At 60.1% G+C, this 20,039-nt stretch carries 22 protein-coding genes and 1 tRNA gene; 12 read left to right on the plus strand and 11 right to left on the minus strand.

Going from position 1 to position 20,039, the window contains the following annotated elements:
- Positions 1-91: 91 nt before the first annotated feature.
- Both C7U61_RS05810 and C7U61_RS05815 read right to left on the minus strand, forming a co-directional pair.
- A complete protein-coding gene (locus C7U61_RS05810) occupies positions 92-475 on the minus strand; it encodes a hypothetical protein (RefSeq protein WP_106997221.1) in 384 nt (127 codons plus the stop codon).
- Positions 476-654: 179 nt separating this feature from the next.
- Complete coding sequence (locus C7U61_RS05815) at positions 655-1,080, minus strand: hypothetical protein (RefSeq protein WP_106997222.1); 426 nt, start codon at positions 1,078-1,080, stop codon at positions 655-657.
- Between the two features lie 301 nt (positions 1,081-1,381).
- Between C7U61_RS05815 and C7U61_RS05820 the strand changes: the two genes are divergently transcribed.
- The 6 genes from C7U61_RS05820 to C7U61_RS05845 all read left to right on the plus strand — a co-directional run bounded on the left by C7U61_RS05820 (position 1,382) and on the right by C7U61_RS05845 (position 4,704).
- A tRNA-Pro gene (locus tag C7U61_RS05820) sits at positions 1,382-1,458 on the plus strand.
- 456 nt (positions 1,459-1,914) lie between these two features.
- On the plus strand, positions 1,915-2,601 hold the full coding sequence (locus C7U61_RS05825; protein ID WP_181315818.1) for a pentapeptide repeat-containing protein: 687 nt from the start codon (positions 1,915-1,917) through the stop codon (positions 2,599-2,601).
- A gap of 37 nt (positions 2,602-2,638) precedes the next feature.
- Entirely contained in the window at positions 2,639-3,169 is a 531-nt protein-coding gene (locus C7U61_RS05830; RefSeq protein ID WP_106997224.1) for a GAF domain-containing protein, read from the plus strand.
- 148 nt (positions 3,170-3,317) lie between these two features.
- Positions 3,318-3,767, plus strand: coding sequence for a peptide-methionine (R)-S-oxide reductase MsrB (gene msrB / locus C7U61_RS05835; RefSeq protein WP_095434197.1), 450 nt, complete (start codon positions 3,318-3,320; stop codon positions 3,765-3,767).
- Positions 3,764-4,291 carry a peptide-methionine (S)-S-oxide reductase MsrA gene (gene msrA, locus C7U61_RS05840; protein WP_106997225.1) on the plus strand — a complete coding sequence of 176 codons (528 nt, stop codon included), beginning with the start codon at positions 3,764-3,766 and terminating at the stop codon, positions 4,289-4,291. The genes msrB and msrA overlap by 4 nt, the downstream gene beginning before the upstream one ends.
- On the plus strand, positions 4,291-4,704 hold the full coding sequence (locus C7U61_RS05845; RefSeq protein ID WP_106997226.1) for a DUF6314 family protein: 414 nt from the start codon (positions 4,291-4,293) through the stop codon (positions 4,702-4,704). The genes msrA and C7U61_RS05845 overlap by 1 nt, the downstream gene beginning before the upstream one ends.
- A 25-nt stretch (positions 4,705-4,729) precedes the next feature.
- Here the strand turns inward: C7U61_RS05845 and C7U61_RS05850 are convergent, their stop codons facing one another.
- The 4 genes from C7U61_RS05850 to C7U61_RS05865 all read right to left on the minus strand — a co-directional run bounded on the left by C7U61_RS05850 (position 4,730) and on the right by C7U61_RS05865 (position 9,852).
- Complete coding sequence (locus C7U61_RS05850) at positions 4,730-5,788, minus strand: 3-deoxy-7-phosphoheptulonate synthase (protein ID WP_106997227.1); 1,059 nt, start codon at positions 5,786-5,788, stop codon at positions 4,730-4,732.
- Positions 5,789-6,227: 439 nt separating this feature from the next.
- Complete coding sequence (locus tag C7U61_RS05855) at positions 6,228-7,289, minus strand: porin (protein WP_106997228.1); 1,062 nt, start codon at positions 7,287-7,289, stop codon at positions 6,228-6,230.
- Between the two features lie 430 nt (positions 7,290-7,719).
- Positions 7,720-8,061: a hypothetical protein gene (locus C7U61_RS05860; RefSeq protein WP_106997229.1), complete on the minus strand. Its 342-nt coding sequence runs from the start codon at positions 8,059-8,061 to the stop codon at positions 7,720-7,722.
- 225 nt (positions 8,062-8,286) lie between these two features.
- Positions 8,287-9,852: an MFS transporter gene (locus C7U61_RS05865; RefSeq protein WP_106997681.1), complete on the minus strand. Its 1,566-nt coding sequence runs from the start codon at positions 9,850-9,852 to the stop codon at positions 8,287-8,289.
- 177 nt (positions 9,853-10,029) lie between these two features.
- Between C7U61_RS05865 and C7U61_RS05870 the strand changes: the two genes are divergently transcribed.
- Positions 10,030-10,953: a LysR family transcriptional regulator gene (locus tag C7U61_RS05870; RefSeq protein WP_106997230.1), complete on the plus strand. Its 924-nt coding sequence runs from the start codon at positions 10,030-10,032 to the stop codon at positions 10,951-10,953.
- A gap of 164 nt (positions 10,954-11,117) precedes the next feature.
- Positions 11,118-12,176 carry a histidinol-phosphate transaminase gene (hisC, locus tag C7U61_RS05875; RefSeq protein ID WP_106997231.1) on the plus strand — a complete coding sequence of 353 codons (1,059 nt, stop codon included), beginning with the start codon at positions 11,118-11,120 and terminating at the stop codon, positions 12,174-12,176.
- Between the two features lie 54 nt (positions 12,177-12,230).
- On the opposite strand, the gene C7U61_RS05880 is transcribed toward hisC, so the two are convergent.
- Positions 12,231-13,172 carry a threonine/serine dehydratase gene (locus tag C7U61_RS05880; RefSeq protein WP_106997232.1) on the minus strand — a complete coding sequence of 314 codons (942 nt, stop codon included), beginning with the start codon at positions 13,170-13,172 and terminating at the stop codon, positions 12,231-12,233.
- 55 nt (positions 13,173-13,227) lie between these two features.
- Here C7U61_RS05880 and C7U61_RS05885 point away from each other — a divergent pair, with 55 nt between their 5' ends.
- Positions 13,228-13,527, plus strand: coding sequence for a winged helix-turn-helix domain-containing protein (locus C7U61_RS05885; protein ID WP_106997233.1), 300 nt, complete (start codon positions 13,228-13,230; stop codon positions 13,525-13,527).
- A gap of 79 nt (positions 13,528-13,606) precedes the next feature.
- Here the strand turns inward: C7U61_RS05885 and cysN are convergent, their stop codons facing one another.
- The 3 genes from cysN to C7U61_RS05900 all read right to left on the minus strand — a co-directional run bounded on the left by cysN (position 13,607) and on the right by C7U61_RS05900 (position 16,918).
- A complete protein-coding gene (gene cysN / locus C7U61_RS05890) occupies positions 13,607-15,097 on the minus strand; it encodes a sulfate adenylyltransferase subunit CysN (RefSeq protein ID WP_106997234.1) in 1,491 nt (496 codons plus the stop codon).
- A gap of 1 nt (position 15,098) precedes the next feature.
- Positions 15,099-16,052: a sulfate adenylyltransferase subunit CysD gene (gene cysD / locus C7U61_RS05895; RefSeq protein ID WP_106997235.1), complete on the minus strand. Its 954-nt coding sequence runs from the start codon at positions 16,050-16,052 to the stop codon at positions 15,099-15,101.
- 125 nt (positions 16,053-16,177) lie between these two features.
- Entirely contained in the window at positions 16,178-16,918 is a 741-nt protein-coding gene (locus C7U61_RS05900) for a phosphoadenylyl-sulfate reductase (RefSeq protein WP_106997236.1), read from the minus strand.
- A gap of 490 nt (positions 16,919-17,408) precedes the next feature.
- Here C7U61_RS05900 and C7U61_RS05905 point away from each other — a divergent pair, with 490 nt between their 5' ends.
- Positions 17,409-17,855, plus strand: coding sequence for an Rrf2 family transcriptional regulator (locus C7U61_RS05905; RefSeq protein WP_106997237.1), 447 nt, complete (start codon positions 17,409-17,411; stop codon positions 17,853-17,855).
- Positions 17,856-17,914: 59 nt separating this feature from the next.
- Here the strand turns inward: C7U61_RS05905 and C7U61_RS05910 are convergent, their stop codons facing one another.
- Positions 17,915-19,273, minus strand: a complete 1,359-nt coding sequence (locus C7U61_RS05910) for a chloride channel protein (protein ID WP_106997682.1) — start codon at positions 19,271-19,273, stop codon at positions 17,915-17,917.
- Between the two features lie 193 nt (positions 19,274-19,466).
- Between C7U61_RS05910 and C7U61_RS05915 the strand changes: the two genes are divergently transcribed.
- Both C7U61_RS05915 and C7U61_RS05920 read left to right on the plus strand, forming a co-directional pair.
- Positions 19,467-19,739, plus strand: coding sequence for a YlcI/YnfO family protein (locus C7U61_RS05915; protein ID WP_106997238.1), 273 nt, complete (start codon positions 19,467-19,469; stop codon positions 19,737-19,739).
- Entirely contained in the window at positions 19,736-20,035 is a 300-nt protein-coding gene (locus C7U61_RS05920; protein WP_106997239.1) for a type II toxin-antitoxin system RelE/ParE family toxin, read from the plus strand. The genes C7U61_RS05915 and C7U61_RS05920 overlap by 4 nt, the downstream gene beginning before the upstream one ends.
- Positions 20,036-20,039 lie beyond the last annotated feature (4 nt).

The raw sequence follows: 20,039 nt of genomic DNA on the forward strand, positions 1-20,039 counted from the left end.
CAACACCTCCCGCCAAAAAGCGGAAAGTGTTACCCATCTCTCCGGTACAATTCGTCACCTATCTCTCAAGTCGGGCACTTTAGAGCAACAATTAGTGGATCTTCTTCTTCGGCTTAACGACCGTGGGCTCAACAGGCGTTGATCCTACCCATGCAAGCTTGTTCATGAATGCGCTGCAAGCCTGCATGTCGCCGACCAAGATCGATGCGCCTACGAAGTTTCCGTTCACCCGGTCGCGAGCCTTCTTAACGTCCGCGTCCGTCGCGCCGAGTGCTTTCGCCTGGGCAAGGTTCTTTTCCGCATCGGCGCGCATTTGGGCAACCGAACTGTATCCGCCGTAAGCCGGGCAGTTCGTGGCAATCGTTTCCGCGCCGGCATAGCGGTTTAGGTAAGTCTCCATCGGCGATCCGGGGGTAGTTGCACAGCTTGCGAGCGCAGACACTGCGGCTAATGCCACAAGAGCTTTCAACTTCATATTAGCACCAATAAAAGCAAAGTAACGCTGAAGTTGTAATCAGCGCCATAAATTTGGAGATGTCTATAGTGAAATAACGAGGAGTGAGGAGAAATCCCCTAGGTGTGTGTCTTGCAAACAAAAACGGGCAGCCCTCGCAGACCGCCCGCTGATGTTATCTCGCAATGAAGCTCTTGGCCTCAGTCCGTTTCTTCAGCTTTTGCAGTCTTCTCCGACGGCGCCAGAAGCTCGGCGCAGTAGGAGGGACCGCTGACGCCAGGCTGGTCGCCGAGGATTTTGACGGAGCGGATTTCGTAGCTATGGTTGGTGACGATGTCGGCCTTGCAGCTGAGGGAGCGCTTGCCGGCTTTCTTGCCTTCCTTGTTGACGATCGTGACGTTCTTGTAGCCGCCACGCCAAGTGTAGACACGATTGCCGCCTTCGTCGCGGTCGGAGATCGGCGGGCCGTAAGCCGCGAAGAAGCGGCCTGCAGACTGGCCCTGCCAGCGATCCTGAACCGGGTTCTTCGCAAGCAGCGGCAAGGCTGCCGTCGTTGTTGTCGTCGTGGTGCTGCAACCGGCCAGCGCCAGCAACAGTCCAGCCGCGGTAATCATGCGGATATTCATCGTGTCGTCCTTGAGCTTCTGTCACGCATAAGGTCGCGGAAAGCCGCGCTGTCCCACGACATTTCCACCTGTCCCGCTTAGGGCTTTAGCGCCAAAGCCGGCAAAAGAAAATTCCCATCCGCGTGTACAAACGGGATTTTACTTGATCTGTTGCGTCTTTTGCACGCCGGCATCTTCGGTCGCTCTTTCCTGCCGATTTTCTAGGCAGATGCGGCTGTATTTTTTCGCCAAAAATCAAAAGGTTTTTGAGATTGGTGCTTGTGCATCAAAAATGGCTGGTCTATAGAAGCGCCGCTGGTCACGGAGTGTAGCGCAGTCTGGTAGCGCACCACGTTCGGGACGTGGGGGTCGAGTGTTCGAATCACTCCACTCCGACCAGCTTAAAATCCTGATCTTACTCCCGAAAACCTCCTTTTTAAGAATGCTGTCCGCTCGCCTTGCTCAAGGCCGCAGGTGTTCCGCCAGTACCTGTCGCGGCATTTCGATCAGGCCGTCCGGCTCTCTGCGGGCGGCCGTATGGGCCTTTGCCGTAATCCTTCCGGTGCCTGTCGGCTGGTTCTTAGTCCATCGGCTCATATCCAAACCGCGTCTTAGATATGCTTTTACAAAACCGGCTCTTTTTGTCGCCCGAAGCACCATATACAAGGAAGAGGGACGTGCATCCGACTCAGGCGAGAGTTCGGCTGGCGGGTGCTGGAGCGGAGTAGCGGAATGGATCTTGTTGACGGGGTGGCCAGATTGGCTGGGGAGACGGTCATGGGCCGACGCGGGCGGAGCGTCGCTTTGTGCGGTGATGCAGTTGGGAAGAGAGTGGGGATCGCAACCGGCTTTGGCATGCTGGCGTTAAGCGCCGCATTTCTTCTGGCTTCCAGCGGCAATGCTCTGCGTGCCGCCGATTGCGGCAATGTCGCCGCACCCGGTCTCGACTGGAGCGGCTGCAGCAAGACCAATATCATGCTGCAGAGCAGCGACCTCAAGGGTGCCAACCTTGCCGGCGCGCATTTCGACAGCACCGATCTCAGCGACACCAACCTGACCTCGGCCAATCTCGAAAAAGCGACCCTCGTGCGGGCCTGGCTGAAGAATGCCAAGGCCGACGGCGCCAACTTCGCCAAGATCGAGGCCTATCGTTCCGATTTCAGCAACGCTTCCGCCAATGGCGCGTCCTTTGCCAATGCCGAATTGCAGCGGGCCGAATTTGCCGGCGCGCAGCTGAAGAACGCCGATTTTCAGAAAGCGGAGCTCGGCCGCGCCGATTTCGACAAGGCCGTGATGACGGGCGCGAATTTCGCCTTCGCCAATCTTTCGCGCGCGACCTTGAACGGCGCGGTGATGGACGGGTCGACCTCCTTCAGCGGCGCCTTCATGTATCTGACGCGCATTGAGGGTCTCGATCTGTCGAAGGCAAGCGGTCTGCAGCAGGCGCAGATCAATCTGGCTTGCGGAGACAATGCGACCATATTGCCGTCCTGGCTGAAGGCGCCGTCCAGCTGGCCTTGCCCGCCGGATGAGAAGGACTGATAGTCTCTCCGCGACAGAACTTCGAAAGAGCAAACCCATGTTCGTAGAAAAAGCGATCCGGCATGACAGCAAGCCGGAATTCTATCGGGAGCTGGCGGATCAGCTGAAGGCCTTGCTTGATGGTGAGCACGATTGGATCGCCAACGCGGCCAATACCTCCGCATTGATCTACCAGATGCTGCCGGACCTCAATTGGGCGGGCTTCTATTTCCTTCAGCGGCAAGACGAGCTTGTGCTGGGGCCGTTTCAGGGCAAGCCGGCCTGCGTGCGTATCGCCGTGGGCCGTGGCGTCTGCGGGGCGGCGGTCGAAAGCGCGCGTTCGATCCTCGTCGAGGATGTGCATGCCTTTCCGGGACACATCGCCTGCGATGCCGCCTCGCGCTCGGAGCTGGTAGTGCCGCTCTTCCGCGATGGAAAGGTCTTCGGCGTCATCGATCTCGACAGCCCGCTTTGCGGCCGTTTCGATGGTGACGATCAGGCTGGCATCGAGGCGCTCGCCGCGATTTATGCTGCCTCAAGCGAGGCCAATGGGTACGGAGCAGGGAGGGGAGGCGTCACGCCATCGTGATCGATATGGCAAATCGACCATGCGATGCCTATATTGGCCCTGCAACCACTCCCTTAGCGCTGATCGGTCTTCACCCGGCCTTCTCGAGTCCTCATCGGGGACGTCAGGCCAAGCTCGGAAGGCGTGCCGAGGGGCAAGGAGAACAACAATGGGCAAATACAGCAAGACGGCAGAGGCGATCGCCAAGCTTACCCCTGAGCAGTATCGCGTGACGCAGCAGAGCGGCACGGAACGTCCCGGCTCCGGTGAATATCTCTATAACAAGCAGCCGGGCATCTATGTCGATATCGTCTCGGGCGAGCCACTTTTTGCCTCCGCCGACAAGTTCGATTCCGGCTGCGGCTGGCCGAGCTTCACCAAGCCGATCGAACCCGCCAATGTCAGTGAATTGACCGACATGTCGCATGGCATGGTGCGCGTCGAAGTGCGCTCGGCCAATGGTGATAGCCATCTGGGCCATGTTTTCCCGGACGGGCCGATCGATCGCGGTGGCCTGCGCTATTGCATCAATTCCGCCTCGCTTCGTTTCGTGCCGCGTGACCGCATGGAAGCAGAGGGCTATGGTGACTACATCGATCAAGTGGAGGATGTAAGATGACAACGGAACGTGCAGTTCTCGCCGGCGGTTGCTTCTGGGGCATGCAGGATCTCATTCGCCGCTATAGTGGCGTCATCTCGACGCGTGTCGGCTACAGCGGCGGCGACGTTCGCAACGCCACCTATCGCAACCATGGCACCCATGCCGAGGCGATCGAAATCATTTTCGATCCGCAGAAGATCAGCTATCGCGATCTGCTGGAATTCTTCTTCCAGATCCACGATCCGACCACCCGCAACCGCCAGGGCAACGATGTCGGCTTGAGCTACCGCTCGGCGATCTTCTACACCAGTGAAGAGCAGAAGCAGGTCGCGCTGGATACGATCGCCGATGTCGACGCTTCCGGCCTGTGGCCCGGCAAGGTCGTCACCGAGGTCGCGCCGGCCGGCGATTTCTGGGAAGCCGAGCCGGAACACCAGGACTATCTGGAACGCTATCCGAACGGCTATACCTGCCACTTCGTGCGGCCCGGCTGGAAACTGCCCCGCCGGCAGGCTGACGCTGCACAGCGCGCAGCCTCCTGATGGAAGGATCGCCGGGCATTGGCCGGCTGAACCTCTTCCTCGGCACATGGGACGTGAAGCGGCGGATCATCGATCGCTTCAACCGCTCCCTCGTGACCTTCGAAGGACAGGCGTTCGTCACGCCCGTCCAGTTCGAGGAACATGGCGATACGCAGAGCGATCACGTGACGCTCAGAAGCAGCCGTACCTATCGGCTCGATGAGGCGGACGATGATCTCGTCGTGCGTTTCGCCAATTTTTCGGAATTCATCCGCATCGGTGACGGCGCCTCGCAGCGCGTCATTCACCTTTGCGGCTCCGATCTCTATCGGGGCCGTCTGTTCTTTCGCTCGCTCGATGCCTGGGCCGAAATGTGGCATGTGCGCGGGCCTAGGAAAAACTATCTGAGCCTCGCGCACTACCGCCGTTTTTGACCTGAGTTCATGAAGGCGGATGGTATCAGCGCGTCCGCCGACGTGCCTGGACGGCCTTTGCCAGGTCTTCCAGCGTATGCACCGAGGTCGGCCAGTCGATGCAGCCATCGGTAATGCTCTGGCCATAGACCAGCGGCCTGCCCGGCACGAGATCCTGGCGGCCGGCCACCAGATTGCTTTCCATCATCATGCCTTTGATCCGCCGGTCGCCCGCCGCAACCTGTTCGGCGACTGACGTGACGACGAGCGGCTGATTTTCCGGATTCTTGCTGCTGTTAGCATGGCTGGCGTCGATGATGATGCGCGGCTCAAGGCCCACCCTGAGAGACTGTTCCGCGGTCGACTGCACGCTGGCCGCATCATAATTGGGCTCTCTGCCGCCGCGCAGGATGATGTGGCAATCCTCGTTGCCGCGGGTCGAGGCGATCGCGGCAAGGCCTTCCTTGGTCACGGCGGGGAAGTGATGCGGCTGCGATGCCGCGACGATCGCGTCGAGCGCGATGCGCACGTCGCCATTCGTGCCGTTCTTGAAGCCTACGGGGCAGGAGAGGCCGGATGCCAGTTGCCGGTGCACCTGGCTCTCGGTCGTCCTTGCGCCGATCGCGCCCCAGCTCACCAGATCGGAAATATATTGCGGCGTGATGGTGTCCAGATATTCGCAGCCTGCCGGCAGCCCCATTTCGTTGACGTCGAACAGCAATTTGCGGGCGATGCGCAGGCCCTCCTCGATACGGTAGCTGCCGTCGAGATGCTGGTCGTTGATCAGGCCTTTCCAGCCCACCGTCGTGCGCGGCTTCTCGAAATAGACGCGCATGATGATTTCGAGATCGTCGGCGAAGCGATCGCGCTGTTCCTTCAGGCGCGCCGCGTAATCGAGCGCTGCGACTGGATCGTGGATGGAGCAGGGGCCGATGACGACGATCAGCCGGTCGTCCCCGTCCCGCAGGATGTTGTGAACGGCGTCGCGCGCCTCGGTGACAGTCGCCGTCACGGCTTCGTCGCGGGGGATTTCATCTATGATCCGAGAGGGCGGCGTCAGCGCCGTGATCTCGACAATGCGCAGGTCGTCGGTGGAATTCAACACGGTATCGGTTCCTTTTGGGGTCATACCGTGGCGACAAAAAAGCCGCCAGGTAGACTAGCGGCTGGTTCGGGTCTTTGCTGTCGTGTCTCTTCTAACTACGCACAGGCCCGCCTCCGCTGAGAGCAGCGGTACGAATAAAATCGCGAGGCATATGCGAAGGTCAAAGACATGGATCGTCTCTACGATAAAAAATGCCTGATGTCGATGAGGGAGAATGAGAATAGAGACGGCAGCGTCAAGGCGTCCCCGTTTGGGAGTCCAATGTCTGTCTGCACGCTCCGGCACCCATCTCGCCGAGGCCCCGGCAAGCTCATCCATGAGCCCGCCCGAGAGAAATAACGAACCCCTGGCTCGGAAGGATCGGCCCGACTTCGCTGGAAGTCAGGCCGATCCCCATCCGATCAGGGGTCAAGTCAGATCAGATCTCGTAAACGAGCGATTAGAAGCTGCGCTGGAAGCGCAGAACGCCAGCCCACTGGTCCTGATTGATGGAGTCCCAGTTGGTGTAGGAAACTTCCGGCGTGATCTGGAGGTTCTTGACCGGGTTCCACTTGACGTTTGCCGTCGCTGCGAAGATCTTCGAGTCGGTGTAGGCAACCTGAGCGTTAGCCTGCAGCTTTTCGTTGATCGGAACCGTGAAGCCGCCCCAGACAGCCCAGTCGCCCCAGCCGATACCCTTGGCAGCGCCGGCGCCGTTGGCGTTTGCGTATTTGTTCAGCTTGTCGCCATCGGTGTTCCAGCCGCCCATCAAGAAGGCTTTGAAGACGCCGAAGTCGGCATCGACGCGAGCCTTGATGGCGCCTTCTTCGACGATGGAGTCATAACCGCCGACGATCTTGAAGCCGAAGTTGCCAGCCTTGTAACCAGCACCGGCAACAACGTCAGGAGCGTAGTGGTTGTGGCTATCTTCGCCGTTGGCGCCCGTAGCGCCAGCGCCGGAGTTCGAGTCTTCAACCGAGATCACAGCCGTGAAGCCGTTACCGGCGTCGTAGTTGTAGGTCAACTGGTTGAGTTCGTATGGACCGTCATTGACCACGTCGTCGTTGATGACGTTGCCGGCGTAACCGATGTAGGAGTTGTACTGGGAATCAGCCTTACCGATCAGGAAACCACCGAGGCTGATGTTTGCGAACAGCAGCTTCGTGGTGGTTGCGCCGCCATCCTGCCAGTCGAAGCGGATGACCGTGTTGGTCTTCAGCGGACCGTATTCGGTGTCGGTCGCGGTATCGACGCTCAGATGAGCGCGCGTATGCCAGAGAGTGCCGAAATGAGTGTTCGGGTTGTAGGCATCGTACCACTTGCCTTCGGTACGGACATAACCGCCGACCTTGAGGCAGGTTTCCGTGCCTGGGATGAAGAAGTACCCAGCGCCATATGCGTCGCAGATGCGGACGTATTCCAGCGGTTCCGGCTCGGCGGCGACGATAGCGTCAGCAGCATGAGCGCCGGAAACTACTGCGAGAGCAGCAGCGGAGCCGAGAAGAAGGCTCTTGATGTTCATAAAAACTCCAATCCAATATAGATTGGGCATAGGCTATCGCGCCGAAAAATCGACGTGCCCTTACCCTATCCCTGTTTAAAAACCCCGACTCGGGAGAAACGGGCCCCACCCGCTTCTGGTCGTCATTAAAGATGATTTCCTGCAAAGTTATATGATATATTTTTCACCGAATGACTTTTTCATGAAATTTAAGTTTTAGTTGCAAGAAAGCAACACTCAAAAACAAAGATGATAAGTGCAGCATAATATTGGCTGCGCAATAGTCATTTTAAGGTATAATCAATATTTGTTTTTATTCGAATATTATTTGATAATGTTGCCGTCGCGCAGATATTCCGCACAAACGTCTAATTGACAAGACGTTCCGTCCGCGCAACGGCCGGAGAGGCCTGTCAGCGCGATCGATATTGCGCTTCCGGAGCGGTTGATATCAGGCTGGCCGCTTCGGAGCCGAGATGAGCAACTTGCTCAGCATCGAGCCGATCATGATTCCCCAAAGCCCGCTGGTCATGCCAACGATGATATCGAGCGTCGAGCCAAAATTCCCGTTCGCCAGGAGATGCGAAACGGAAAGCGCCAGTACGCTGCCGATCATCAACAGGCAGGTGAAGGACGGAGATTGCGGATAGGCCAGGCGCGCAAGCATGCCTGCGATACAGAGTGCGACGGCGCGAAAGATGTCGAACGGATTGCCGAATGTGGCCTGCCAATTGAGATGTGCGAGCGTTACGCCGATGAGCGCCGCTATATAGGTCCAGGCAATAGTCTTCAAAAACCGGTCTGATATCATGGGGACATGATATAGCAGCGGCGAATGTAAACGCCAGCCTGACGCTGCCGCAGAGAGCGTTCGTGCATGGATCTCGCGCGCACATTTTATGTGGGTTCGAAACATTCTGTTGCGGCGCGCCAGGGTTCTCGGCTTTCGATTGACCTTCTTGCTATGCCGAACTCGGGCGGACTGGCCGGGCGATTTTCCGGCCAGCCGCAACGCCGTTTAAGCTTTCGATACGCGCGGCATATCTTCATCATCCTCTTCCGGCGGCTCCGCATCTTCTGCAACAGTGCTTGCCGGCGATCGGCCGAGGAAGGAAAAGACGACGACGGCCGTCAGTACAGTGATGCCGGTCAGGAGCCATAGCAGTGTGCCGAAGGCATGGCCATAGCCCTGGACAAGAGCGTCGTGCCCGATCGCCGGCACACTCGATGCAGCGGCGGCGAGGTCGCCGGTTACGAGTTGCTGCGCAGCCATTGCGGCGTGCCCACCGCCCGATGCGCCGAGGTCCGACTGGATGAAGGTGGAGAGGAGAGCACTGACGATGGCGAGCGCGACCCCTTCGCCGGCGACGCGGGTGGTGCTGAAAATGCCGGTTGCCATGCCGGCCCGCTCTTTGGGAACGACGCTGACCGCGAGCCCATCCATCAAGCCCCATGGCAGGCTGATGCCGACGCCGATCGTCAGCAGCGGACCGATGAGGGCGAATGGGGCCGAACCCGCGGTAAAATGGCTGAGCCAGAAAAGGCCCATCGTCGAGATGATGAGGCCGGTGCCGCAGATCGCTGCAGGGCTGAACCAGCGGGTCAGAAGCCCGGCAACAATCGGCAGGATAAGCAGCGGCGCCGACAGCGCAACCATCATCCGCCCGGCAGCGATCTCGCTCATGCCCTCGATGCCGACGAAGCGCACGGGCAGCAGGATCAGCAATACGACGAAGGCATAAGCAGGCGCCGCGGCCAGAAGCTGTACACCGACGAAGCGCGGATAGCGAAACAGGCTGAGATCCAGCATCGGTCGCTTCACGACGCGCTCGATGATGCCGAAAGCAAGGAAGAACAATGTGGCGCCGGCCAGCAGGGCGAGGACGAGCGGATCGCTCCAGCCGGTTTCGGGCGCGCGCAAGACGCCATAGGTGAAGAGCGTGAGGGCAAGCGTGAAGCTCAGTGCGCCAGGCCAATCCAGCCCTGCCGCCTCGGGATCGCGGGACTCGCGCAGGAAACAGGCGCCAAGACCAAGTGCGAGCAATGCCAGGGCGACTACGAGAATGAAGATAGACGGCCAGCCGAAGGCATCGATCATCAGGCCGGAGGCGATCGGTCCGAAAGCGAGGCCGACACCGAAGCTGGAGCCGACGATGCTGAAGGCGCGCATCCGCGCCGTCCCTTCGAACTCCTGAGCTAGAGATGCCATGCCGCCGGAAAAAGCGGCGGCAGCGCCGAGGCCCTGCAATGCCCTCAATATATCGAACCAGACGATGTTGCCGGCGAGTGCTAGCCCGGCCGAGAACAGCGCGAAGCAGCCGACGCCTGTCAGGAAGATGCGCCGCCGGCCGAAGCTGTCCGCCAAAGCGCCTGAGGCCATCAGGCAACTGCCGAAGGTCAGCATGAAGGCGTTCGTGATCCAGTTGAGTGCGATGGGGCTACCGCCGAGCGTACGGCTGATCGCCGGCAGCGCGACTGCGGGGCCGGTGAATGTCAGCGGCATCGCCGCCGCCGCGCAGCAGACGGCGACGAGGACGAAAAATTTCTCGGTCGGACTTGGGGCCTTTGTCTGTGGAGAGGTCATCGGATTACCGTTCGGTTCGAGCAAGGGAGGAAGCGGCAGGCAATCCTGGAATGATGCTGGCCAAAGGCCGCGCCGGCGCTTCAAATGACCGCATCAAGATATATTCGCTGCAATTATCTGATAATTAGGCTATTTCTCCTCATATATCGGAATAAAACTCTCGAATGGAGCGCGCGTATGGATCGCTTAAGCGGATTGACGGCTTTCGTTCGCACGGCGGATCTCGGCAGCTTTGCGTCCGCTGGACGCGTGCTCGGCCTTTCGGCCTCCGCCGTCGGCAAGGCAGTCAGCAACCTCGAACATCAGCTTGGTGTCCGCCTGCTGCAGCGTTCCACACGGAGCATTCGGTTGACCGAAGAAGGGCGTCTTTTTCACGAACGTTGCAGGCGTGTTCTCGATGATCTCGAGGATGCGCAGGCATCGCTTGCCCAGGCCGTCGCCGTGCCACGCGGGCGGCTGCGCGTCAGCGTGCCCATCGTCAGCTACCACTTCCTCTTACCGGTCGTGCCGGAATTTGTTGCCCGCTATCCGGAGGTCGAGCTGGACATCGATTTCAACGACCGTATCGTCGATATGATCGAAGAGGGAGTCGATGTTGCCATCCGCAGCGGCGATCTGCCTGATTCGCGGCTGATATCACGCAGCTTGCGTCCATTTCAGATGTTGCTCTGCGCCGCGCCCAGCTATCTCGAACGTTTCGGCATTCCCGATTGCCCGCGCGCCCTCAACGAGCATATGGCCGTCAGGTTTCGCTTTCCCAACAGCGGCAAGCTGCAGGATTGGCCTATGACAATGCCCGAAGGCGAGCCGGAGTTACGCATGCGGACGGCTTTCTCCTGCAACAATATGGAGGCCGTGCGCGGCGCAACCGTTGCCGGCCTCGGCATCGGTTGCATGCCGGATTTCCTGGTGCGCAGTACGCTTGCGGAAGGAAAGCTCAGAACGGTTCTCGACGATTTCATCGACGAACCCGGTCATTTCCATCTGCTCTGGCCATCGAACCGGCATATGTCGCCCAAGGTCCGCGTTTTCGTCGATTTTCTCAGCGAGAGGCTTTTCGCGAAAAGCTGCGAGGCTCTGCCGGCGACGACCGCTGCCTGAGAAAAAGACCATCGTATCGGCTTGAGATCCGCTGGCCTGCCGAGCGGGATAATTTCAGAATTGCTCGGGAGGCAGTTGTCGCGGGAGCTCGAGTTTGCGACGGTGTTTGCTCATATGCAGACCTGTCCCACGATCGGTCCGCAGCGCTAACCTTGGAAATCACCATGAGCCGCTTCTGGAGCCCTATTGTTCATTCCCTGACCCCCTATGTTGCCGGCGAGCAGCCGGCTACGGGCGGAATAACCAAGCTCAACACCAATGAGAGCCCTTACGGTCCTTCGCCGCTTGCCCTGGAGGCGATCTCGAAGGCTACGTCCGATACGCTTCGGCTCTATCCGGATCCGACGGCGCGGGAGTTGCGCGTCGCAATTGCCGAAAGTTTCGGGCTCGACAAGGACGAGGTCTTCGTCGGCAATGGATCGGACGAGGTTCTGGCCCATACGTTCCAGGCGCTGCTGAACCATGATGAGCCCCTGCTTTTCCCCGACATCAGCTACAGTTTCTATCCGACCTATTGCCGTCTCTATGGCATCGAGTTCCGGCAGGTTCCGGTCGATGCGGAGATGCGCGTCCGCGTCGATGATTATCGCCAGCCCTGCGGCGCAATTATCCTGCCCAATCCGAATGCGCCGACTGGGATCGCCCTGCCTCTGGCCGATATCGAAATCCTACTCAAGGATCATCCCGATCAGGTCGTGGTCATCGACGAAGCCTATGTCGATTTCGGCGGCGAGAGCGCCGTTCCGCTTGTCCGAAGCTATCCGAATCTCCTGGTGATCCAGACCCTGTCGAAATCGCGCGGGCTTGCCGGCTTGCGTGTCGGTTTCGCTGTCGGGCAACGGGCGCTTATCGAGGTACTGGAAAGGGTCAAGGACAGCTTCAATTCCTATCCTCTCGATCGGCTTGCACAGGCAGGTGCGGTTGCGGCCTGGAAGGATCGCGACTGGTTCGAGCGCCATCGCGTCATGATCATCGCCAGCCGGGAACGCCTGGCTGTCGCGCTCAAGGCGCTCGGCTTTCAGGTGCTTCCGTCATCCGCCAATTTTCTGTTCGCCCGGCATCCGAGCCGGCCAGGTGCGGAATTGGCGGCGGAGCTGCGGAGCAGGAACATTCTGGTAAGACGGTTCTCGGCCGAGCGTATCAGCGACTTCCTGCGTATCAGCATCGGCACCGATGAGGAGTGCAGCCGGCTCGTGGCGGCCCTCGGCGAAATATTGCGTTGACCTGAAGCCCCCGACGATCGTGCCTCGGCAAGTTCCGGCAAATCGGAAATGGCTTCAATCAAATCGAACCGCGGTCGTGTTGGCGCCGCAAAGCAGCACGGCCACGCGCTCGCCTGCGGCAGGGGCATATTTACCGGTAAACAGCGCGGCAAAGGCAGTTGCGCCGCCGGGTTCGGCGACGATCCTCAGCCGATCCCACAAAGCCTGCTGCGCTTGGCGGATCTCATCATCGGTGACCAGCACGGGACGTTGCGCGTAGGCGCGGGCGATCGGAAACATGAGCTCGCCGACGCGTTTTGGCGCTAGTGAGTCGGCGGCAATGCTGCCGGCAGGCGCATCGACCGGATGGCCGGCCTCGAAGGCCTGCCAGAGCGTCGGTGCGCCCTCCGGCTCGACTGCGACGACGCGGACACGGCCCTGAAACCAGGCCGCAATGCCACCAAGCAGCCCACCGCCACCCACCGCAACCAGTAGCGTATCGATATCAGGAAGATCCGCCTCGATCTCGAGCCCGATCGTTCCTTGCCCAAGCAAGGTCTCGGGCTGGTCATAGGCATGGATCGCCATGGCGCCGCGCTCCTCCACCCAATTCTGGCTGGCGGCTAGCGCATCGGCATAACGCTCTCCGCCGATGACGAGATTGGCACCGTAGCTACGGATACGCTCTGCCTTGGCGGGTGACGTTACGCTCGGCACGAAGATCGTCGCGGGAATGCCGAGGCGCATCGCTGCATAAGCGACTGCAGCGCCATGATTGCCGCCGGATGCCGCAACGACACCGGCCGCCGGCACATCTCTGCTGAGCAAACTGGAAAAGGCGCCGCGCGCCTTGAACGAGCCGGAATGCTGCAGAAACTCGAGCTTGAAGCCGAGATAACCCGGAGCGAGGCCGAAGTCCGCCATATCTGCATGCAGAACCGGTGTGTGGCGGATATGTGGGCGGACCCGCTTTTCGGTCTCTGCAATGCGCTCGGGAGTGATCATGTCGGGAAGCATCGGCGTCTCGCAGGGGAAAGTTGACAACAACTTTGTTACTTAGCAAAGTGACGAAATGCAAGAGCTCGATCTCATCAAGGCCTTGGCCAACGAACGCCGTCTCATCATCCTGCGATGGCTGAAGGATCCCTGCGTCCATTTTACGCCGCAGGTCGATGGCGATCTTGTTGAGGATGGCGTCTGCGCGCTCCTCATTGCCGAGAAGCTGAAAATATCTCAGGCAACGCTGAGCGAGCACATGCGCATTCTGGTCCAAGCCGGCCTAGTACGGCCGAAGCGCATAAAGCAGTGGATTTTCTACAAGCGGGATGAGGCTCGCATGGCAACGCTGGCTGCGCTTGTCGCAAGCCTCTAGCCACTCGCTAGACGCCTCCAAATGACAGAAGGCGGCGGGAGCCGAGCCCGCCGCCTTCCGTCATCACATGCGATAGCGATCAGATGTCGCTTGCGGCGTTTGCCCAGATTTCCGCAGCCTGCGCGGCGGTGACGCGGCGCACGTCCGTTTCGTCGCGGCGGCTGGCGAAGAGCTCGCTTGCCATGATCTGCTCGGCGAGATCGGCGGGCAGGGACAGCAGGACGCGCTGGCCATCCTTGTGGATGCCGCCGACGTCGGAGCGCTTGCCGGTGATCATGCCGCCCGCAACCGTATTGTTGCTTTCCGGGTCGATTAGGATGAACGAGCCGGTCGAGCGGTTCTGCTCATAGGGGTCGAAGATGGCGCTTTCGTCGAAGGTCAGGCGGACCTTGCCGATCGCATTCATCCACAGCGCCTGCGCCGGAGCCCAGGCGCCGGTCTTCAGCTCGAGCTGGGCGATCGGCTGCACCTGCACACGCTGGCGGCGGCTGCCGCTCTTCAGCCAATAGCGCTTGCCCGGCTCGATGCCCTCCGGCTGCAGCGCGACGATCTGCGCATCGAAGGAGAGGCCCGTCTGCGGCTGGCTGTCGATGGCAACGATCATGTCGCCGCGCGATACGTCCACCTGACGGTCGAGAACGAGGGTGATGGCATCGCCTGCGACTGCGGCATTGCGCACCAGATCGAAGGTGACGATCTTCGAGACATTGGCGACCATGCCAGACGGCAGGATCATGACGCTGTCGCCCGGCTTTACCGAGCCGCCGGCAACGGTGCCCTGATAGCCGCGGAAGCTCTCGCCGGGGCGGGAAACGCGCTGCACCGAAAGACGGAAGCCCACCGTCTGCGCCGAGCGCACGGTCGCCAGCTCCAGCGTTTCGACCAGCGTCGGGCCGGTGTACCACGGCATGGCTGCCTGGCCGGAATAGACGACGTTTTCGCCCTTCAGCGCCGACATCGGGATCGCGGTGATCTGCTTGACGCCGAGCGACAGGGCGAATTCGCGGAAGTCGTTGGAAATCTTCTCGAAGCCGGCGCGGTCGTAATTCGTTAGGTCGATCTTGTTGACGGCGAGCACGAACTGCTTGATGCCGAGCAGGGAAGCGATCGTCGCATGCCGGCGCGTCTGCTCCAGAATGCCCATGCGGGCATCGACCAGCAACACCGCGAGGTCGGCGGTCGAGGCGCCCGTTGCCATGTTGCGGGTGTACTGCTCGTGGCCGGGCGTATCGGCGACGATGAAGGAGCGCTTGTCGGTCGAGAAATAGCGATAGGCGACATCGATGGTGATGCCTTGTTCGCGCTCAGCCTGCAGGCCGTCGAGCAGCAGCGCGAAGTCGGGCAGGCCGAGATCGTTCTGCTTGCCGGTGGAATCCCGCTGAAGCGTGGCGGCCTGATCCTCCTTGACCGCCTTGGTATCCCAGAGAAGACGGCCGATCAGCGTGGACTTGCCGTCATCGACGCTGCCGCAGGTGATCAGGCGAAGCGGGCGTGAATCGCGGAGAGCCTTGGCCGCTTCGGCGGCAGGCCCGACAGCGGGAATTGTGACGACGTTTGCATTCACGGTCATCTCAGAAATATCCTTCACGCTTCTTCTTTTCCATGGAGCCGGACTGGTCGCGGTCGATGGCGCGGCCCTGGCGTTCGGAAACCGTGGCGATTTCCAGCTCTGCGATAATGTCTTCAAGTGTCGTCGCCGTCGAACGGATGGCACCGGTCAGCGGGAAGCAGCCGAGCGTGCGGAAGCGGATCAGCTCCTCGCGCTTGGTCTCGCCCGGCAGCAGTTCCAGCCGCGGATCGGCCGCCATGATCATCATGCCGTCGCGCTCGACGATCGGCCGCTTGGCCGCGAAATAGAGCGGTACGATCGGGATTTCTTCTGCCTGGATGTAGCGCCATATATCCACTTCGGTCCAGTTGGAGAGCGGGAAGACGCGAACGCTTTCGCCCTTGCGGATCTGGCCGTTATAGATATTCCAAAGTTCCGGGCGCTGGTTGCGCGGGTCCCAGCGATGGTCCGGCGTGCGGAAGGAATAAATGCGCTCCTTGGCGCGCGAGGCTTCCTCGTCGCGGCGGGCACCGCCGAAAGCTGCGTCGAACTGGCCGGCATCGAGCGCGTGGCGCAGCGCCTCCGTCTTCATGATGTCGGTATAGCGGGCCGAGCCATAGGTGAAAGGCGTGATATTCTCGGCCTTGCCGCGCGGGTTGATGTGCTCGATCAGGTCGAGATCGTACTTCTTCACGATCTCGTCGCGGAAGGTGATCATCTCGGCGAATTTCCAGCCGGTGTTCACGTGCAGGAGCGGGAAGGGGACGCGGCCGGGATAGAAGGCCTTGCGCGCCAGATGCAGCAGCACGGATGAATCCTTGCCGATCGAATAGAGCATGACGGGACGCTCGAACTCGGCGGCAACTTCGCGGAAGATGTGAATCGCCTCATTTTCGAGCGCTTTCAGATGCGGATCGAGGGGCGGCTTGATGCTTTGCGGATTGGAGATTTCCGTATCCGGACGGCTTTCGGGCATTGATGACTCCAGAACTTTCAAATGTCCCGACCGAAACTTGGCCGGAGGGAATGGATGCTTTGGTTCCCGGTTGAACAGCGGCGTAGGAAACGCGCTTCGGATCGATGCCGGGACCGGCGGGTGCTTTATTGTGCTGCTGCGGTGGCGCCTTCTTCATGAACATGCAGACCGCATTCACGCTTTTCATCGTTCTCCCACCACCAGCGGCCGGCCCGCTCGGGCTCGCCCGGCTTGATGGCGCGGGTGCAGGGCTCGCAGCCGATCGAAGGATAGCCGCGCGCATGCAGCGGATTCACCGGAACGCTGTTGTCGGCCACATACGCGCGGATCGCGTCGATGTCCCAATCGGCAAGCGGGTTGATCTTGATCAGGTTGCGCTCGGGATCGAATTCGGCAAAGGGCGTATCGGCGCGGTTGGCCGATTGGCCGCGGCGCAGGCCGGTGATCCAGATAGTGGCACCCGAGAGCGCGCGCGCAAGCGGCTTCAGCTTGCGCACGCCGCAACAGGCATGTCTGGCTTCGACGCTCTCATAGAAACCGTTCAGACCGTATTTTTCGGCATAGGCGTCGATATCGGCCTGTTCGGGCTCGTAACGGACGATGTTGATATCGTATTGGCTTTCCGTCTCGCCGATCAGGGCGAGCGTTTCGGGGAAGAGGCGACCGGTCTGGAGGGTTGCCACTTCGATGGGCAGACGGTGATTGCCGATCTCCGCCGTGATCACCTGATCTTCGATCCCGAGCGACGTCGTGAACACCGCGCGGCCCCCGAGCCCTGCGACAAGGGACAGGCGGCCGGCAAGATCGAGCGATGCAAGCTGGCTGTTGAGCGTCGCGGCATCTTCAATAAGGGTGATGGCAGTCATGGGGGATCCTGTCCTGATGTTGCCGCGAGTATCGCAGTTCGCAACGGCAGCGGACAGAAAAATAGATTTCGAAAGGGAGCGGATGGAGAGTAAATATCTCCATGAAGCAGCGCCGATAAGGAAAACCGACCGCCTCGGCTGTTAACCAAGGCGTTCTACCGCCAGACGCGGCCCTTCGGAAGCACTCGATATGGCCTACGATGTTTAAGTGCTTGCTTTAATGTCTATAGAAATAGTAGAGTTACACATAGCTTGTCAAATGGAAATCCGAAGTGATGCCCAAAATGATGCGTTGCGGCGGATTTTGCGCTAAACTACGAGCATAGTGCCCAAGAAGGATAACAAGCCTGGGTTGTTGATGTTTCCTGGCATTGCGCTAAGGGTGTGAGTGCTTCGAATTGCCCCGAGGGACGAGGGCTGAGGAGTTCTATAGCGGACCGGCCGAATCCATCGGCCGATCGTATCGCATGTGTGTGTGAAGCGGTTCGAAATGATTACTCAAAAAGCAAAATATGCGCTGCGGGCGCTGTCTGCCTTGGCCCAATCCGAAGCGGGCGAGCCGATGATGATTTCCGACATCGCCGCCCAGCAGAAGATCCCGAAGAAATTTCTGGAACAGATCCTTCTCGACCTGAAGCATCAGGGCATCGTCATCAGTCGCCGCGGCAAGCAGGGCGGCTATCTCCTGCGCAAGCCGGCGGACGAGATCACCTTCGGCGAGATCCTGCGGGTCATCGATGGACCGCTGGCGCCGCTGCCCTGTCTGTCACTGACAGCCTATCGCCGCTGCGACGATTGCGACGGTGAGCAGACCTGCGAAATCCGTCATGTCTTCGCCCGGGTCGCGGATGCGACCCGCAAGGTGTTGTTCTCGACGACAATTGCCGATGCGGTCGCCCAGCCGGAGGGCGCGGAAGTCGCCAGGCTGATGGCCTAGACAGATCGAGCCCAAGGAAGCTTTACAGGCCTCATGCCCCGAGGGTCGCAGGTTCGTACTCAGTGGGCATGTTCCTCGCCGCCTTCCTTTTCCATGGCTCGCCGCGTGCGGATCGCCGCCGCGATGAAGACGCGCGACAGACCGTGATAGAGCGGCTCGCGCGACAGCAGCCGCGAAGTCACATAGCCGATCATCGACACGGCCATGATCGGAATGACGGCCTGGTGGTCGCCGGTCATTTCCAGGATGATGACGAAGGCAGTCATTGGCGCCTGGACGACGCCGGCAAAATAGCCGGCCATGCCGAGGATAGCCGCCAGCGCGATACTGCCGCCGATCAGCGTGCCAACCGTGCTGCCGAAGCCGGCGCCGATGGAGAGCGATGGCGCGAAAATGCCGCCGGGAATGCCTGAGATCATCGACAGGAAGCCTGCCAGCAGCTTCTCGGCAAAGAAAAGCGGCGGCAGCGCATGTCCTTCCACAGCGCCGCGGGCCTGTTGATAGCCGGTGCCGAAGGTTTGGCCGCCGGAGAGCACGCCGATGGCGGCAACGGCGAGACCGCAGAAGCCGGCGAGAATCAGCATGCGTTTGAGCGGCTGCGGCTGCGCCCACCGGCGGATGCGGATGCCGGCAAAGAGTGCGAGCCCGCTGAATGTGGCGCCGAGCGTGCCTCCGCCAACGCCGCAGATCAGCATGACGATCCAATCCCGAAGCATCGTCGGGGCGGCGTCGGCCGTGCCGAAATAATTGTAGCTGCCGGAAAGGCCGAGTGCGGCGAGACCAGACAGAATGACGGCCATCAGGACCAGGCCATTGGCGCGGGATTCATAGGTGCGGCTCATCTCCTCGATGGCAAAGACGATACCGGCAAGCGGCGTGTTGAAGGCGGCAGCGATACCGGCAGCAGAGCCCGCGAGAATGAGCCCTTTCGCCTGCGCCATGCCGCCGAAGCGGGCAACCGCCAGCATGAAGGACGCGCCGACCTGTACCGTCGGTCCTTCGCGGCCGATCGAGGCTCCGCTCAGCAATCCCAATATGGTCAGCACGATCTTGCCGAAAGCCAGCCTGAGCGAAAGCAGCTTTGTCCGATCCTCTTCATGATGCAGATGTCGTGCGGCAATCGCCTGCGGAATGCCGCTCCCCTGCGAATTCGGGAACAGCGTCGCGGCGAGATAGGCTGACAGCACGAAGCCGAGCGGCGTCAGCAGGAGCGGCAGCAGCCACATCCATTCGCCCGACTGGGTTACAGCGGTAAAAGCCCGCTGCGCCAGATCGGCGAGTTTGGCGAAGCCGACGCTGATCACGCCGATCGCCAGCGCGCCCGTCCAGAACACGAGGCGCGGCCGCCAAAGATTGAAGGAACCCCAAATGACCCGGGAACGGCGGAGCAGCTTGGATTTGCGGTAGATGGGGGGCATGGGATGGATGACCATTATGCTGGCTCGCAAGCCCTTTGGAGGCATTTTTCAGGGCCGCTCACCTCGGGAGGAGAATTGCGATATCGATCTTTCTTACAGAATTTCCTTTTGCGGCCAAGGCTTAATCCACATGTTGACCGCTTCCAGCGATCGAATAGAATGTATCGCAATTGCAATGCGAAGGGGCCGATGAATGAAATCCGCTTCCATACCCCCGTTGAGGGTTGATCCCGCCTTGCGCGCCGCTGCTGAAGGCGTGCTGCGAGAGGGTGAGACCTTGTCCGCATTTGTGGAAAGCTCGCTGCGTGCGCAGATTGAACACCGCCGAACGAGGGCCGAGTTCATCGCTCGCGGCCTTGCTGCGCGGGACGATGCGAGGAAAACTGGCATGTATCATAGCTCTGACGACGTGATGGGAATGCTGAAGGGCAAACTCGATGCTGCAAAAGCGTCCGGAGGAAAATGACGTTTGCCGTGCGTTACTCCCAAGGCGCGCTCGATGATCTCGAACGACTCTATGATTATCTCTTGGCGAGAGACATCGAGCTGGCGGAAAAAGCCTATCACGCAATCGGCAAGGCAACCGAGTTTCTGGAGAATTTTCCATTCAGTTGCCGCAAAGCGTCAGCGGACAATGCATTTTTTCGAGAACTCGTTATTCCTTTCGGTTCGTCAGGTTATGTCGCTCTTTTCGAGATCGAGGATAGCGGGACGGTAACGACACTGGCAATCAGGCATCAGCGGGAGGAAGACTATCACTAATGTC

It is taken from the genome of Rhizobium sp. JAB6 (genome assembly GCF_003024605.1).
Classification (GTDB): Bacteria; Pseudomonadota; Alphaproteobacteria; order Rhizobiales; family Rhizobiaceae; genus Rhizobium.

What these genes read in the sequence shown, in the direction of transcription:
- C7U61_RS05880 (WP_106997232.1), bottom strand. Translation starts at nt 13,172, where the DNA reads ATGCTTCCCGACATGATCACTCCCGAGCGCATTGCAGAGACCGAAAAG.
- C7U61_RS05865 (WP_106997681.1), bottom strand. Translation starts at nt 9,852, where the DNA reads ATGACCTCTCCACAGACAAAGGCCCCAAGTCCGACCGAGAAATTTTTC.
- C7U61_RS05810 (WP_106997221.1), bottom strand. Translation starts at nt 475, where the DNA reads ATGAAGTTGAAAGCTCTTGTGGCATTAGCCGCAGTGTCTGCGCTCGCA.
- C7U61_RS05845 (WP_106997226.1), top strand. Translation starts at nt 4,291, where the DNA reads ATGGAAGGATCGCCGGGCATTGGCCGGCTGAACCTCTTCCTCGGCACA.
- cysN (WP_106997234.1), bottom strand. Translation starts at nt 15,097, where the DNA reads ATGACCGTGAATGCAAACGTCGTCACAATTCCCGCTGTCGGGCCTGCC.
- C7U61_RS05825 (WP_181315818.1), top strand. Translation starts at nt 1,915, where the DNA reads ATGCTGGCGTTAAGCGCCGCATTTCTTCTGGCTTCCAGCGGCAATGCT.
- cysD (WP_106997235.1), bottom strand. Translation starts at nt 16,052, where the DNA reads ATGCCCGAAAGCCGTCCGGATACGGAAATCTCCAATCCGCAAAGCATC.
- C7U61_RS05900 (WP_106997236.1), bottom strand. Translation starts at nt 16,918, where the DNA reads ATGACTGCCATCACCCTTATTGAAGATGCCGCGACGCTCAACAGCCAG.
- C7U61_RS05885 (WP_106997233.1), top strand. Translation starts at nt 13,228, where the DNA reads ATGCAAGAGCTCGATCTCATCAAGGCCTTGGCCAACGAACGCCGTCTC.
- C7U61_RS05915 (WP_106997238.1), top strand. Translation starts at nt 19,467, where the DNA reads ATGAAATCCGCTTCCATACCCCCGTTGAGGGTTGATCCCGCCTTGCGC.
- hisC (WP_106997231.1), top strand. Translation starts at nt 11,118, where the DNA reads ATGAGCCGCTTCTGGAGCCCTATTGTTCATTCCCTGACCCCCTATGTT.
- C7U61_RS05920 (WP_106997239.1), top strand. Translation starts at nt 19,736, where the DNA reads ATGACGTTTGCCGTGCGTTACTCCCAAGGCGCGCTCGATGATCTCGAA.
- C7U61_RS05855 (WP_106997228.1), bottom strand. Translation starts at nt 7,289, where the DNA reads ATGAACATCAAGAGCCTTCTTCTCGGCTCCGCTGCTGCTCTCGCAGTA.
- C7U61_RS05910 (WP_106997682.1), bottom strand. Translation starts at nt 19,273, where the DNA reads ATGCCCCCCATCTACCGCAAATCCAAGCTGCTCCGCCGTTCCCGGGTC.
- C7U61_RS05870 (WP_106997230.1), top strand. Translation starts at nt 10,030, where the DNA reads ATGGATCGCTTAAGCGGATTGACGGCTTTCGTTCGCACGGCGGATCTC.
- C7U61_RS05815 (WP_106997222.1), bottom strand. Translation starts at nt 1,080, where the DNA reads ATGAATATCCGCATGATTACCGCGGCTGGACTGTTGCTGGCGCTGGCC.
- C7U61_RS05830 (WP_106997224.1), top strand. Translation starts at nt 2,639, where the DNA reads ATGTTCGTAGAAAAAGCGATCCGGCATGACAGCAAGCCGGAATTCTAT.
- msrB (WP_095434197.1), top strand. Translation starts at nt 3,318, where the DNA reads ATGGGCAAATACAGCAAGACGGCAGAGGCGATCGCCAAGCTTACCCCT.
- C7U61_RS05905 (WP_106997237.1), top strand. Translation starts at nt 17,409, where the DNA reads ATGATTACTCAAAAAGCAAAATATGCGCTGCGGGCGCTGTCTGCCTTG.
- msrA (WP_106997225.1), top strand. Translation starts at nt 3,764, where the DNA reads ATGACAACGGAACGTGCAGTTCTCGCCGGCGGTTGCTTCTGGGGCATG.